We start from the raw sequence: 13948 nt of genomic DNA on the forward strand, positions 1-13948 counted from the left end.
TCATCCGTCCTTGTAGTTCTTGGCGTACTCGACCCACTTCTTCACGTCGATGTCGCCCATGGCTGCGGCGATGTCGTTCGTGTACATGACGGTCGGGTCCTTGACCGTGAGGTCGTTGAACTCGAGTACGGCCGCCCACTGCTCCGCGGTGAACTGTCCGAGGTCCGGCGTCTGCTTCTCCAGGTCGAATCCGTACTTCGCGGAGCGGGCCGCCAACACCGGCAGGTCCGCCTCGATCTGCTTGTCGATCGACAGGCCGGGCGTGATGAACTGGGGATACACCTGGTAGAACTTCCTGATCACGGCCTCCGGGTTGACGATCGTCATGATGGTGGCCCGGGCGATCATGCGGGCGAACTCGACGGCGAGTTCCTTGTTCGACTCGAGCCACTTCGTGTTTGCGGCGTACGAGGCGCCGAAGGTCTGCGACTTGGGCGCCGAGGCGGTCAGGTCCCGGAACTCGAAGCCCTGCGCCTTGAAGGTCCCCCACCGGATGTCGACCTGCGACATCGCGTCGACCTTTCCTTCCTGGAGCGCCTTGGCCGCCGCCGCCCCGTTGCCCACCGCGATGAACGTGACGTCGGACGCGGCGAGGCCGACCGACTTGAGCGCGCCGATCGCGAAGGACTGCTCGACGCCGCCAGCCCCGTTGATGCCGACCCGCTTGCCCTTGAGGTCCTCGTAGCCCTGGATGGGCGAATCGGGCTTGACCATGATGTTGAAGGTGTCCGACCGGGCCAGCTCGTAGAAGTACTTGACGCCGATGTCGCCGTTCTCCGACACGGGCGTGGCCAGGGCCGCCGGAGCCGGCGACGAGACGTTGGCCTGTCCGGTCGACAGCGCCTGCACGCAGGCGCCGGTTCCGGACACACTCGTCACGTTGATGGTGAACTTGTCGGTCAGGCCGAGTTGCGGGCCGAGGAAGATCGCCGACGAGTTGCTCGCCAGGGTCGGCGAGCAGTGATATTGCTGGATGACCGGCTTCTCACCGGCATCGGTGCTCGATCCGCCGTCCGATTCCGAACACGCACTCACCGTGAGTGCGAGGATCACGGGGACAACGGCCCATCTCGCTCTACGTACCATCGCTTTTTCCTTTCGGGTACGAAGTCTGCTTCTGGCCCCGGCTTTGAGGTGGCGGGCCAGCTCACGCCGATCAGTCGGCGTCGTCGCGGCCGAATCCGGCCGTGGCCAGGGCAGCGGCACGCGCGCCGTCGGAGACCGCGTGCAGAATGTTGCGTGGATTCCGAGAGTCCCCCGCGTTGACGACGACCGCCTGGCGCGGCAGGCGATCGCGCAACCGTTGTACGTCGAATGGTTTGGACCGCACGCCGGCGGCCCACACCACGCTTCCGGTCCACAGCTCGGCCGGCGGGCCGAGCCGGGAGATCAGCACACCGTCCGGTTCCGGCGTGCAGACGCATGACTCCTCGATGGTGACGCCGAGATCGTCGAGCGTGGCCCGGACGTCGGATCGGGACAGGTTCTCCAGCCCCTGGGCCAGGCCGGCGCGCATCGACCGGGTCACCAGCCGCACCGGGTGGCCTCGTTCGGCCAGGAGCATGGCCGCCTCGCACCCGGTCGGTCCGCCGCCGACGACGACGACCGGGCCCGGTGGCAGCTTCTCTCCGGTGCGCAGCAGGTCGTACGCGGTCATCGAGTGCGGGCCGTCCGGCGTGTGCGGGTCGACGCCGACGGCGACCACCACGGCGTCCGGCGCCGCATCCGCGACGGACTCGACGGTGGCAGTCGTCCCGGTCCGGAGCAGGGCGCCGGCGCGCCCGGCCTCGTCGACGAGCCAACGGCGCAGGCTCTCCAGCCGGTGTTTGAACGGGGGGATCGCACCCCAGATGAGCTGCCCGCCCAGCTGGTCACCGGCTTCCCACACCTCGGCGTGCCAGCCGTCGAGCGCCGCCCGGCGGGCCGCCTCCAGCCCGGCGGCGCCCCCGCCCACCACGATCATCTTCCCGCCCGGTTCCGGACGCGCGAGGTGGATCCGCTCCCGGCCGACCTCCGGGTTGACCGCGCACCGGATCGGCCGGTCGAGTTCCTGGCGCACCCGGCTGCACTCGTTGCAGGAGATGCACGGCCGGATGCGGTCGACGGTGTCCCGGCGAACCCGCGTCAGCCAGTCCGGGTCGGCGATGAGGGCACGTCCGAGCGTCACGTAGTCCGCCACGCCGGTCGCCAGTAGGTTTTCGGCCGTCGTGGGGGTACGGATGACACCGACCGCCGAGACCGGGATGGACACGACCGCACGGATCTCGCCCGCGAGTCCGGCCTTCCAGCCCTCGGCGAAGGACATCGGCTCGATGGCCGCCCGCAGGGCCTTCCATCGTCCCTCGGCACCGGCCGAGGTGTCCACGACCGGCGCGGAGGCCCCGGCGGTGATGTCGAGCATCGCCACGCCCAGCGCTTCCAGACGCCGGGCCACCTCCTTGGACTCCTCGAGGTCGCGGCCACCGTCGAGGAACTCGTCGGCGCTGAAGCGGTAGATGATGGGAAAGTCGGCGCCGGCCCGGGACTGGATCTGCTCGATCACCCGGGTCGCGAACCGCATCCGGCCGTCCAGATCGCCACCCCAGGCGTCGGTACGCCGGTTCCGCAGCGGAGACAGCATCTGGGCGAGCAGGTAGGTGTGCCCGCCGTGCAGGTTGACCGCCGAGAAGCCGGCCCGTTTGGCGCGGGCCGCCGCCTCGCCGAACTCGACGCACAGCCGTTCCAGCGTGGCGTGATCCGCCTCGACCGCGAGGGTGTGACCGCCGAGAAACGTCGTCGCGCTGGGTGCGACGGGCGCGACGCCTCTGGTCTTGCGCAGGGTCGTGTTGCCACCGGCGTGGCCGATCTGCAACGCCACCGGCGTGTCGAAGAACTCGACCGCATCGACGAGCTTGTGCAGGGCCGGGATGACGTCGTCGCCGTCGATCCGCAGCGACACCGTGCCGGCGTTGCCGCGCGGAGCGTCGACGACCGTCATCTCCACGGTGATGAGTCCGGGCCGCGACCGCGCGCGCCGCGCGTAGTAGGCGATCATGTCCTCGCTGACGGTGCCGTCGGCGTTCGCCAGGTTTGTCGCCATCGGCGACATGATCACCCGGCTGGACAGGTCCAGGGCGCCGATCCGCCCGGGCGCGAGCAGGTGCGGGTAGGAAGTCATCCGTACGACTTCTGATCGAAGACCCGGATGTCGTGGCCCGGAAGCACGGTCGCGTCGAGACCTTCGATCTTCTCGTACGACCGGTAGTAGTCGCCCAGGTCGACGTAGGTCCGCGACGGGATGTGCCGGTGCGATCCGATGCCTTCCCAGTTCTCCCGCAGCGAGCAGTGGTCGCCCGCGAGGACGTACCGGCCGGTCCGGGTCTCCACGGCGAGGCCCATCATGCCGGGCGCGTGTCCGGGCAGGTGGATCGCCCGTACGCCGGGTGCCAGGTCGACGTCCCCGTCGACGAGGCGCAGCCGTCCGGCCACACCCATCCACTGTGGCGTGAGGCCGGTGGTCGGCGCTTCGTAGACCGCGCCGTGCACCGGGTACGGTGCGGTCGCGTAGGCGACCTCCGCGCGGTGCGCCACGAACTGGGCCGCGCTGAACAGGCTGTTGTTGGCGCAGTGGTCGTAGTGCAGGTGGGAGAGCAGCACGGTGCGCACCGACGCCGGGTCGACACCCGCGTCGGTGAGCGCGCGGAGCGGCTCCTGCTCCGGGGTGCGACGGAACGGGCGGTGGTGGGCGCTCACCCACTCGGGCGTCCCGGAGCCGGTGTCCATCACGAGCGTGCCCCAGCCGCCGGTCACCGCCCAGATGATGCTGGGACTGTCGACCCGTTGACCGGCCTGCATGCCCCAGAGGAACGCGGACTTGTCCACGTCCGGCGCGACGCCGACCAGGATGGGGGTGATGACGTTGGCGGTCACCGCCCACCTTCCCAGAACAACACGCGCTTGCGGATCGCCCGCAGCCCGTACAGCGCGATCAGGCCGAGGATCGCGAGGTTGAGCAGGATCGCGAAGACGGCGGCGGTGGCGAGGTTGTTGTTGGCGTTGAGCAGCTGGACGCCGAGTCCCCGTTGGGCGCCGACGAACTCGCCGACGATCGCCGAGATGATGGAGTAGACGATGCCGACCTCCAACGCGGCGAACAGGAACGGCATGGCGGCCGGGAGGGTCAGCATCCGGAAGGTCTGCAGCCGGCCGGCCTGGATCGAACGGAAGAGGTCCCGCTTGTCCTTCTCGACCGACCGGAAGCCGGCCATCGAGTTGATCATGATGGGGAAGAAGGTCACGGTGACGGTCAGGAACACCTTCGACTCGAGCCCGAACCCGAACCACAACACGAAGAGCGGCGCGATGGCCACCTTGGGCACCGCGTTGAACATCGCGATGTACGGGTAGAGGATCTTGTCGATCACCGGCGCCTGCGAGATGAGGAACCCGAGCAGCAGTCCGACGATGGTGCCGATGGTGAAGCCCAGCACGATGGCGATGAGTGTCGCCTGGGCGTTCTCGGCGAAGCCGGCCAGACCCGGTGTCGTCCACCCGGTCCACCACGCGTCCCAGACCGCCGCCGGGCTCGGGATGATGATCGGCTTCACGTCGAACCCGGTCACCACCAGGTGCCAGATCAGCACGCCGGCGCCGAGCACCGCGATGGTGCGTACGAACCCGATCAGCAGCTCCCGGCGGCGTCGCGCCTTGCTTGACCGGGTCGACACCGACGAGTCGGCGAGGGACGGGTTCCTCGTGTTCAGCGAGATGTCGGTCACGACGTCGCTCCAGTCGTCGATGCGGTCAGGTCGGATCCGTCCACGAGCACGTGCCGCACCTGGGCCGTGAGCGAGGCGAACTCGGGAGTCTCGGTGATCGCCATCGTGCGTGGCTTGTCGAAGGGCACCTCGATGTCGGCCAGGATGCGACCGGGGCGGGCGCCGAAGACCACCACCCGGTCGGCCAGCAGGACGGCCTCCGAGATGCTGTGGGTGACGAACAGCGTTGTCTTCCGGCTCTCGTGGGTGAGCTGGGACAGGTCCACGTTGAGCTGCTCGCGGGTGAGCGCGTCGAGGGCGCCGAAGGGCTCGTCCATCAGCAACAGGACCGGGTCGGAGACCAATGCGCGGGCGATGGCGACGCGTTGCTGCATGCCACCGGAGAGCTCACCGGGGTACTTGTTCTCGAAACCGCCGAGCCCGAAGGACTCCAGCAGGCCGCGGGCCCGCTCGGTCGCCTCGCGGCCGGCCTTCCGCTTCACCACCAACGGCAGTGTCACGTTGGCGAGCACCGATCGCCACGGCAGCAGCACGGCGGCCTGGAAGACGAAGCCGGCGTTCGCCGTCGGCTTGTCGACGTTCACGCCGTCGATGAGGACCGCGCCGTCGGTCGCGTCGTCCAGGCCGGCCACGATCCGCAGCAACGTGCTCTTGCCGCATCCGCTCGGACCGACGATCGCCACGAACTCACCCGGACGCACATCGAGCGAGATGCGATCCAGCGCGTGCACTGAGGTTGAGTCGGCTGCCTCGTAGACCTTGGAGACATCCCGGATCTGGATGGGCTGCGAAGTCTGGACGGCGGGGGTCGTCGTCGCCATGTTGAAACTCCCGGAGTCGATGTTCGCTATACGCAGACCCGGCCGTGCTCGACGACAGGTGTGTCGTCGATCCAGACGTTGGGCTGCAGGATGAGAAGGTCGATGTGGATGGGACTGGGTGGTCCGCCGGAGCCCACAACGCTGTGGCCGAGCGCGAAGTGCACCCGGCCGATCCCCTTCTTGTCTTCGGTGATGTTTCCGGTGAAGCGCGCCATCGCGTTCGTGCCGATGCTCAGCTCACCCAGATGCCGACCGTTCTCGGCAGCATCGATGATCTTCACGAGGTCGGCGGCCTGCGCGCCGCCCGTGACGTCCGTCGCCCACCCGTTCTCGAACCGCACCGCGAGCGGCTGGTCCAGCCGGCCCAGCATGTGCGCGCTGCCGTCCGCGACGAGGACGCCGTTCGCCGACCCCTCCGCCGGGGTCAGCCAGCACTCGCCGCTGGGGAAGCCCGAGACCTGGCCGGGCTCACGCGCGAAGGACGCCCCGCGGCCGACCCGTACGCCCCGGATCGACGCGGTCAGTTCGGAGCCGTGGTCGCTTGTGACCCGCATGGTGGCGCCCGCCTCGGCCAGGTCGGCCAGCCGGCTGGTGACGGCGTTGACCTCGTCGTAGTTCGCGAGCGCGGCACCGGCGACCAGATTCTCGCCGCGGATGCCGGTGAGGACGAGACCGCGTGCGCCGCGTTGCAGCGCGTCGTTGAATTCCTCGTTGAAGCCCAGCGCCGTGGTGGTGGGGGCGAGAATGACGTCGGCGCCGGCGAGCGCGGCGCGCACCACGGCGGTCGCCTTGTCCCCCGCCTGTTGCCGCGGTGGCATGACCACGACGGTCGGCTCGCCGCGGGCCGCGAGGACCGCCGCCGTGAGGGCTTCGACGACGGCGAAGTCCGAGGCCAGGTCCGCGACCACGGCGACCTGCTCGCCGGGTGCCACGGCCACACACGACCGGACGATCTGGTCCGCAACCGAACTGAGCCTCAATCGCCCCAGATCCATCAAGCACTCCTGACTTCGACCGGTGTTGCTTTCACAGCGGCGTGTCTTCATCAGCTCAGACAGCTCACACCACAGCGTTCCTTTCCGAAGAACGCTGTTCCACTTGGCCGAAGAGTAGACCCCGACCCCGGGGCCGTCAACGGTCGAATCTTGGCCGTGAGCAGCAGGGCTTTCGCACCGCGCCGGCCCGTGGCTGCCGATTGAGATGACGCTTCCACCACCGGCCGGCGTGCGGTACGGTCGCCGGTGGAACTCCGTTTCCCTGGAAGGAACAGTCACTTCCGTGGATGCAGAAGCCTTTCAGTGACCCGTTGGCGTCGGACTGTTCCACGCCCAAGGCGGCGGTCTTCCCACGAGTGAACGGAATCGTATGAGCCCACAAAGCGCATGGCGGATGCTCCGGGAGTCGAAGGTCGTGGACCTCTCGCATCCGTACCGGGTCGGCATGCCACAGTCGCCGAACCATCCGCCGTTCCGGCTGGCGCTCGAGCGCCGCCACGGTGACCTCGTCCGCGGCGACGGTGCCTCGGCGGCCAACGAACTCATCGTCATCGGCGGCCACGTCGGCACCCACGTCGACGCTCTGGCCCACGTCTCCAAGGACGGACGTGTGCACGGCGGCCAGTCGGCACACGCGTTGCAGAGCAACAGGGGATTCGCGCACCTGGGGATCGACGAGTTCGAGCCGTACGTGGGACGTGCCGTCCTGCTCGACGTCACCGCCGTACACGGCGTCGCCAGCCTCCCGCCCGGGTACGAGGTCACCGTCGACGATCTCGAACGCGCGCAGCGGGACGCCGCGGTCGAGATCGAGCCCGGCGAGGTGATTCTCGTCGGCACCGGCTGGTCGCGGAACTGGGGCGACAAGGCGTTGTTCACCGGTCAGGAGTTGGGCGCCCCCGGCCCCGGACCGGCCGCCGCGCACTGGCTCGCCGAGCACCGCCCCCGGGCCGTCGGCGCCGAGACGATCGCCTTCGAGCACATCCCGGCCGGAGACGGCCACGCCCTGCTGCCGGTGCACTCCATGCTCCTCGTGGAGCGGGGCGTCAACATCGTGGAGACGATGAACCTGGCCCCGTTGATCGACCTGGGGGTGACCGAGTTCGGCCTGGTCCTGAACCCGCTCAACGTCGTCGGCGCGACCGGCGGGCCGGTTCGGCCGCTGGCGGTGGTCCCCGCATGAAGCCGACCATCGCCCAGACGCTCGCCGAGTTCGCGGCGAGCCACCGTGACGACGTGCCGGCGGCGGTGCGGACCGACGCGGTCGGTCGACTGCTGGACGTGGTCGGCAACGCGCTCGCCGCGCGGGAGGCGGACGGCGCGACCGAGCCCGCCCAGGTGATCCACGCGGTGGCGAGCCGCCGCGGCGGGCTCGCCGAGGCCGGCACGCTGTTCGGCGCCGACCGGCTGCCGGCGTCGGCCGCGGCCCTGGTCAACGGGACTCTGGCCCACGCGCTCGACTTCGACGACACGCATCTGCCGTCGGTGCTCCACCCGAGCGCGGCGGTCGTACCCGCGGCCCTCGCGGTCGCCGAGGCGGCGAAGTCCTCTGGTCCGAGCCTCCTGGCGGCCGTCGCGGTCGGCGACGAGGTCTGCAACCGGCTCGGCCTGGCCTCGTACGTGCCACGGCTGCGCAACTCCAGCTTCTTCGAGCGCGGCCTGCACGCCACCTCCATCTGCGGCACCGTCGGCGCGGCCGTGGCGTCGGCGATGTTGCTGGGCCTCTCCGACAAGCAGATCAGCGACGCCATCGGCATCGCGGCGAGCATGGGCGCGGGTCTGATCGAGGCGAACCGGACCGGCGGCACGGTGAAGCGGATCCACTGCGGCTGGGCCGCGCACGCCGGCGTCGAGGCCGCGACGTACGCCGCGGCCGGCATCACCGGACCGCCCACCGTCATCGAGGGCCGTTTCGGCTTCCTCCAGGCGTTCCTCGGCGACGACCAGTTTCCCGAGGAGATCACGAAGGATCTGGGCGAGCGGTGGGAGGTGCTGCGGACGGTGTACAAGCCGTACCCGTCGAACCACTTCACCCACCCGGGCATCGACTGCGCGCTCGCCCTGCGCGCCCAGGGGATCTCGGCCGCCGACGTGGTCTCGGCCGAACTCGGTGTCGCCGCGGCGCCGTTGCGGACGATCGGCGAGCCACGGCCGGAGAAGATCCGGCCACGGTCCGGCTACCACGCCAAGTTCTCCGGACCGTTCGCCATCGCCACGGCCATGCTCGGCGGCGGCGGCCTCGGCGTCTACCTGGACGACTTCACCGACGCCGCGCTCACCGACCCGGCCCGGCTCGCGCTCGCCGCGAAGGTCACCGTGGTGGCCGACCCGATCTGCGACGACGAGTTCCCGCACGCGTTCAGTGCGGTGCTACGCCTGACGACCCACGACGGTCGCACCCACGAACACCGGGTGCACTCGTCCCGGGGCGGCCCCGACCATCCGCTGTCCACCGAGGACATCGAAGCCAAGTTCATGCTCAACGCGACACGCGTGCTGCCGTCGCCCGAGGCGGCCGACGTCGCCCGCCGGATCCGCGACCTCCCCGCCACGCCGCGGGTGACGAGCATGCTCGCGGCCGGACCCCCGGCCACGACGCGTACGTAACCAGAAGGAGACCCGTGGAGATCGAAGCGAAAATCAGCGCGATGGGGTTCACGTTGCCCGAGCTGCCCGTGGTCAAGACCCGGCGGGTGCGGGCAACCCGCTCCGGCAACCTCGTCTTCCTCGCCGGCCACGGCCCCTTCAAGGACGGCGGCTACCCGTTCAAGGGGCCGGTGCCCGAGGCGATCACCGTCGAGGAGGCCGGCCAGGCGACCCGGTACAACGCGCTGGCCCTGCTCGCCACGCTCAAGGGCACGATCGGCGACCTCGACCGGGTGACCCGCATCCTCAAGGTGGTCGCCTTCGTCAACGCCGTACCCGGATTCAACCGTGCCTCCGAGGTCGCCAACGGATGCTCGGACCTGCTGATGGATCTGTACGGCGAGCGCGGCCGGCACTCGCGTTCCGCGATCGCGGTCGCCGGGCTGGGGTTGGACATCTGCTGTGAGACGGAGATGGTCGTCGAGGTGGCCGACAGCGGCGCGGAACGGTGAGCGCCGTGCCCCTGCGGGACCTTCTCGCCGAGCGGTGCGACGCGATCAGGGCGGCGCCCGACGAGGTGCCGCTCGACGTGACGACCGGCCGCCTCGTCGACGGTGTCGGCGTGACCCTGCGCGGCAACGCGACGTCGTCCACCCGCATCGCCCACGCGTACCTCGGTGTCCCGGACGGTCCGCCGCTCGCCCGCCTCGACGCGCTGCTGACGCTGGCCGGGGCCGAACCGGCCCGGGCCGCGTTCGGGCTCGGGGTCGCGGCCGGCGCCAACAACTGGGCCGACACGTCGTTGCGGTCGCTCGCCCACCCCGGGGCGGCGGTCCTGCCCGCGCTGCTCGCGGCGGCGGCCGGGCGGGCGGTTCGCTGGCACGAGCTGGCGACGGCCGTGGCGGCGGGCTACGAGGCGATGGAGGTCGTCGGGCGGGCCCTCAACGACGGCGTTCCCCGGTTGAGCAGCCAGCGGGCCGGCTTCCGCAGCGCGGCCCTGTGCGGCGCGTTCGGCGCGGTCGGTGTGCTCACCGTTATCGGCCAACTACCGGTGGCGACGAGTGCGGCGGCCTTCGGCATCGCCTGTGACCTGGTCGGTGGGCTCACCAGACAGGCGCGCGGCGCCGACTCGGCCATCCGCATGCAGGCCGGCAGCGCCGTACGCGCGGGCTTCGAGGCGGTCGCGCTGGCCCGCGCCGGCGTGCAGTCGGCCCCCGACGTCTTCGAGGCTCCGGACGGTTTCCTCCGCGCCCACCACGCGACGGCCGGGTCGCCGACGGATCCGCGGCCCCGGTGGCACATCCGCGACGCGGCGCAGAAGTTCCACTGCGCGCCACACAACTTCGCCACCGCGCTGGACCTCGTGCGGGTCGTCGCGGCCGGCGGTCAACAGGCGCTCGTCGAGGTGCGCGTGCCGCAGGAGCACCTCGATCTGGCCCGGTCCTCGTCCGCGTTCCCGGACACGGCGGCGCAGGCGGCGTTGAACCTCAGGTACTGCTGTGCCCGGGTGCTCGCCACCGGCGACTTCCTCTGGCCGGACGACATCGCCGCCGGCCTGCGCGACCAGGCGACCCGGGCGAGGTTCGACGACGTCACCATTCGTGGCGACGAGGTGTTGAGCGCCCGACTCGAGGACGATCGGGAGGTCTGGCCCGCCGTGGTGCGGGTGACGTCGCGGGACGGCCGGGTCGTCGAGCACCGCGCGGACCATCCGTTCGGCACCACGTTCGACGACCGGGTCGCCGAGGCGGCCAGGTCGAAGTTCGACCGTGACGCCGCCGCCGGCGGGGTGCGCGAGCCGCAGCGGTGCCGGGAGGAACTCGTCGCCGCGGTAGCGGGCGACGCCGCCGTGGTCGACACCCTGACCGGCATCATCCGTCGCGAGTCCCGGGTGGCGGCATGAACCTCGAACTTTCCGGCCGGGTGGCACTTGTCACCGGCGGCACCCGGGGCATCGGCCGCGCCATCGCCGAGACCCTGCGCGCCGAAGGCGCCCACGTCATGGTGGTCGGCCGGCCGAACCCGGCCGCCGCCGGTGAGGACGACGACACGCTGCGCGCCGACCTGCGTGACGAGGCGGCGCATCGGCCCCTCGTGGAGAGCGTGATCGCGCGGTACGGACGCCTGGACGTCCTCGTCAACAACGCCTCGCTGCCGGCGCGCGGACCCACGTTGGGTGGCTGGCTGGAAATGGTGGAGACCAAGGCCTACGGCTACTGGTCCATGGCGATGGCCGCGCTACCGGCACTGCGGGAGCACGGCGGCAGCGTCGTCAACATGTCTGGTGTCGCCGCGATCCGACCGTCCGGCGGCAATCCGCAGTCGGGCGCGGTGAACGCCGCCGTCGAGCACCTCACCGCCCTGCTCGCCGTGACGTTCGCCGCGCACGGCGTCCGGGTCAACGCGGTGCGACCCGGCAGCGTCGACTCGCCGCGACGGCGCACGCATCTCGCGGAGGTGGCGAGGTCCACCGGGCGGTCGACCGAGGCCGCGTTGGCCGACGAGGCGGCGAACATCCCCCTGGGTCGGATGACCTCACCGGACGAGGTCGCGACCGTCGTGGCGATGCTCTGTTCGCCGAGGTCGGGCGCGACCACCGGCCAGGTGGTCGCCGCCGACGGCGGCCTCGGACTCGCACCGCTGATCGGTTGACGATGAACCGGCCCCGACGCCTACCCGTCGACCCGTACGTCGCCGCGATGGTCGCGACGGTCGCGGTCGCGACGGTGCTACCGGCCCGCGGCGTCGTCGCGACGGTCGCCGGCTGGGCGACCACCGCCGCCGTCGCGCTGCTGTTCTTCCTGTACGGCGCCCGCATCTCGCGGCGCGAGGCGTGGACCGGCGCCGCGCACTGGCGGTTGCACCTCGCCGTGCTCCTGACCACCTTCGCGCTCTTTCCCGCGTACGGGCTGCTGCTCGGGCTGCTCTCCCCCAGCGTCCTCGACCCTCAACTCCACCAGGGGCTGCTGTTCCTGTGCGCGGTGCCGTCGACCGTGCAGAGCGCGATCGCGCTCACCTCGATCGCCGGCGGCAACGTGCCCGCCGCCATCTTCAGCGCGTCCTTCTCCAGCGTCGCGGGCATCGCGCTGACCCCGCTACTCGTCGGCGCCATGATGGGCGGCGCCGGCGACGTGCACCTCTCCCCGGCGGCGTTCGCCGACATCGCGCTCCGGTTGCTGCTGCCGTTCGTCGCCGGTCAACTGGTCCAGCCCTGGCTCGGCGGCTGGATGAAACGACACCGGAAACCGCTCACCGTCGTCGACCGCGGTTCGATCCTGCTCGTCGTCTACACCGCGTTCAGCGCCAGCGTCGTCAGCGGCGTCTGGAGCCGCGTCAGCGTCTCCGACCTGCTGGTGCTCCTCGTCGTCGAGGCCGCGCTGCTCGCCGCCGTCCTGCTGACGCTCGCCACCCTGCCCTTCGACCGCCCCGACAGGATCGCCATCGCGTTCTGCGGGTCGACCAAGAGCGCGGCGGCCGGCCTGCCGATGGCGACGGTCCTCTTCTCCGGCCCGGCCGCCGGCCTGCTCATCCTGCCGCTGATCATCTTTCATCAGCTCCAGCTCATCACCGGCACCGTCCTCGCCCGCCGCTGGGCCGAGCGCGGGCGGACCACGCCGGGCGACGATGCCGCACCGCGGGCCGAGCCGTCGCCGTCGTAGCCCGACACACGGCACGAACCGGCGGGCTACCGCGACGTCCGCCGTGGTCCGGACCGTCGCTCCCGCGGCCTCACCCGCCGCCGCTGGTCGCGCTCACTGCACGAGCCTGGCCGTTCCCCTGAGCGGATCATCGTTCCAGCGACGACCGGCGTCTAGCCCTCGAAGCCCAGCCGCGCGGAGAGTTCCCCGGTCTCGACCAGCAGCGGCTTGGCGAGCTCGTCGATCCGGCCGCGGATCCGCTCGACCGGGCCGCACACGCTGATCACCGCCACCGGCTTGCCCTCGTGGTCGAGCACCGGCGCGGCGAGGGAGCCGGCGCCGGCCTGCCGCTCGCCGAACGACACCGCGTAACCCCGCTCGCGGATCAGGCGCAACTCGTCCCGGAGGTGACTGGCGTCGATGAGCGTGTGGTCGGTGAGCGCGGGCAGCGGACCGGAGGTCAGGTACGCCTCGCGCTCCGCCTGCGGGAGATAGGCGAGGAACACCTTGGAGGAACTCCCCGCGTGCAACGGAAACGCCTCGCCGATCTGGACCTCCATCTTCACGTCCCGCGCCGGCGTCACCTGGTCGAGGTAGACACGCAGGTCACGGACCCGGATGGAAAGGGTCGAGGTCTCCTTCGTCTGCTCACTGAGACGGCGCATCGGCTCGCGGGCGAGCTGGCGCACGTCGACACGATCGAGGAAGGCACGGCCGAGGGCCAGCGCGGCCGGACCGAGCACGTACCGCCGGCTCCCCTCGTCGACGGTGACGAGCCGCCGGCCGCAGAGCGTGGTCAGGATCCGGTGCACCACGGCCTTGGAGACGCCGAGTTCGCGGCCGATCTCCGAGACGCCGAGGTTCGTCACGCCGGAGCGGGAGAACAGCAGCAGCACGTCGAGCGCCCGTTCCAGGCCGTTGACGGTACGCCCGTCAGGTCCGGCCTCGGTCCGCTGGTCGATCGTCAACTCTTACTCCAGAGGTAGGCAGGGGACATGTCCGGACACGTACCGGTAGCTGCGCAGCGCGCAACTCTATCACCCACCGGAACATCGTACCTCTCTCCGGCACGATGCCGAGCACCGCCGTGGACTGGTACGTAGCCTTCGAAGCCCTCGACTGCCGGGCGGCGCCGCCCCCGCCGTCGGGAG

General features: G+C 70.8%; 13 protein-coding genes. 6 read left to right on the forward strand and 7 right to left on the reverse strand.

The window, feature by feature from the left end; translation table 11 throughout:
- The 6 genes from O7602_RS23590 to O7602_RS23615 are packed head-to-tail and all read right to left on the reverse strand — an operon-like array spanning position 1 to position 6624.
- Complete coding sequence (locus tag O7602_RS23590; protein ID WP_281584797.1) at positions 1 to 1206, reverse strand: ABC transporter substrate-binding protein; 1206 nt, start codon at positions 1204 to 1206, stop codon at positions 1 to 3.
- A complete protein-coding gene (locus O7602_RS23595; RefSeq protein ID WP_281584798.1) occupies positions 1157 to 3157 on the reverse strand; it encodes an NADH:flavin oxidoreductase in 2001 nt (666 codons plus the stop codon). Before O7602_RS23595 ends, O7602_RS23590 begins: the two co-directional genes overlap by 50 nt.
- Complete coding sequence (locus O7602_RS23600) at positions 3154 to 3909, reverse strand: N-acyl homoserine lactonase family protein (RefSeq protein ID WP_281584799.1); 756 nt, start codon at positions 3907 to 3909, stop codon at positions 3154 to 3156. Before O7602_RS23600 ends, O7602_RS23595 begins: the two co-directional genes overlap by 4 nt.
- A complete protein-coding gene (locus tag O7602_RS23605) occupies positions 3906 to 4757 on the reverse strand; it encodes an ABC transporter permease (protein WP_281584800.1) in 852 nt (283 codons plus the stop codon). Before O7602_RS23605 ends, O7602_RS23600 begins: the two co-directional genes overlap by 4 nt.
- Positions 4754 to 5578 carry an ABC transporter ATP-binding protein gene (locus O7602_RS23610; protein WP_281584801.1) on the reverse strand — a complete coding sequence of 275 codons (825 nt, stop codon included), beginning with the start codon at positions 5576 to 5578 and terminating at the stop codon, positions 4754 to 4756. The genes O7602_RS23605 and O7602_RS23610 overlap by 4 nt, the downstream gene beginning before the upstream one ends.
- A 26-nt stretch (positions 5579 to 5604) precedes the next feature.
- A complete protein-coding gene (locus O7602_RS23615) occupies positions 5605 to 6624 on the reverse strand; it encodes an aminopeptidase (RefSeq protein WP_281584802.1) in 1020 nt (339 codons plus the stop codon).
- A 364-nt stretch (positions 6625 to 6988) separates the two neighbouring features.
- On the opposite strand from O7602_RS23615, the gene O7602_RS23620 reads away from it, so the two are divergent.
- Genes O7602_RS23620 through O7602_RS23645 form a run of 6 tightly spaced genes read left to right on the forward strand, consistent with a single transcriptional unit; the run spans position 6989 to position 12818 of the window.
- Positions 6989 to 7756, forward strand: coding sequence for a cyclase family protein (locus O7602_RS23620; protein ID WP_281584803.1), 768 nt, complete (start codon positions 6989 to 6991; stop codon positions 7754 to 7756).
- Positions 7753 to 9180 (forward strand): MmgE/PrpD family protein, encoded by a 1428-nt coding sequence (locus O7602_RS23625; protein WP_281584804.1) that lies wholly within the window; start codon positions 7753 to 7755, stop codon positions 9178 to 9180. Before O7602_RS23620 ends, O7602_RS23625 begins: the two co-directional genes overlap by 4 nt.
- A gap of 14 nt (positions 9181 to 9194) precedes the next feature.
- Positions 9195 to 9671 carry a RidA family protein gene (locus tag O7602_RS23630; RefSeq protein WP_281584805.1) on the forward strand — a complete coding sequence of 159 codons (477 nt, stop codon included), beginning with the start codon at positions 9195 to 9197 and terminating at the stop codon, positions 9669 to 9671.
- Positions 9672 to 9676: 5 nt separating this feature from the next.
- Complete coding sequence (locus O7602_RS23635; RefSeq protein WP_281584806.1) at positions 9677 to 11062, forward strand: MmgE/PrpD family protein; 1386 nt, start codon at positions 9677 to 9679, stop codon at positions 11060 to 11062.
- Complete coding sequence (locus O7602_RS23640; RefSeq protein ID WP_281584807.1) at positions 11059 to 11811, forward strand: SDR family oxidoreductase; 753 nt, start codon at positions 11059 to 11061, stop codon at positions 11809 to 11811. The genes O7602_RS23635 and O7602_RS23640 overlap by 4 nt, the downstream gene beginning before the upstream one ends.
- A gap of 2 nt (positions 11812 to 11813) precedes the next feature.
- A complete protein-coding gene (locus O7602_RS23645) occupies positions 11814 to 12818 on the forward strand; it encodes a bile acid:sodium symporter family protein (RefSeq protein ID WP_281584808.1) in 1005 nt (334 codons plus the stop codon).
- A gap of 152 nt (positions 12819 to 12970) precedes the next feature.
- Here the strand turns inward: O7602_RS23645 and O7602_RS23650 are convergent, their stop codons facing one another.
- Entirely contained in the window at positions 12971 to 13765 is a 795-nt protein-coding gene (locus tag O7602_RS23650) for an IclR family transcriptional regulator (protein ID WP_281584809.1), read from the reverse strand.
- Positions 13766 to 13948: the final 183 nt, after the last annotated feature.

The organism is Micromonospora sp. WMMD1128 (assembly GCF_027497235.1).
In the GTDB taxonomy this organism is placed as follows: domain Bacteria; phylum Actinomycetota; class Actinomycetes; order Mycobacteriales; family Micromonosporaceae; genus Micromonospora.

What these genes read in the sequence shown, in the direction of transcription:
- O7602_RS23595 (WP_281584798.1), bottom strand. Translation starts at nt 3,157, where the DNA reads ATGACTTCCTACCCGCACCTGCTCGCGCCCGGGCGGATCGGCGCCCTG.
- O7602_RS23610 (WP_281584801.1), bottom strand. Translation starts at nt 5,578, where the DNA reads ATGGCGACGACGACCCCCGCCGTCCAGACTTCGCAGCCCATCCAGATC.
- O7602_RS23615 (WP_281584802.1), bottom strand. Translation starts at nt 6,624, where the DNA reads ATGAAGACACGCCGCTGTGAAAGCAACACCGGTCGAAGTCAGGAGTGC.
- O7602_RS23625 (WP_281584804.1), top strand. Translation starts at nt 7,753, where the DNA reads ATGAAGCCGACCATCGCCCAGACGCTCGCCGAGTTCGCGGCGAGCCAC.
- O7602_RS23640 (WP_281584807.1), top strand. Translation starts at nt 11,059, where the DNA reads ATGAACCTCGAACTTTCCGGCCGGGTGGCACTTGTCACCGGCGGCACC.
- O7602_RS23645 (WP_281584808.1), top strand. Translation starts at nt 11,814, where the DNA reads ATGAACCGGCCCCGACGCCTACCCGTCGACCCGTACGTCGCCGCGATG.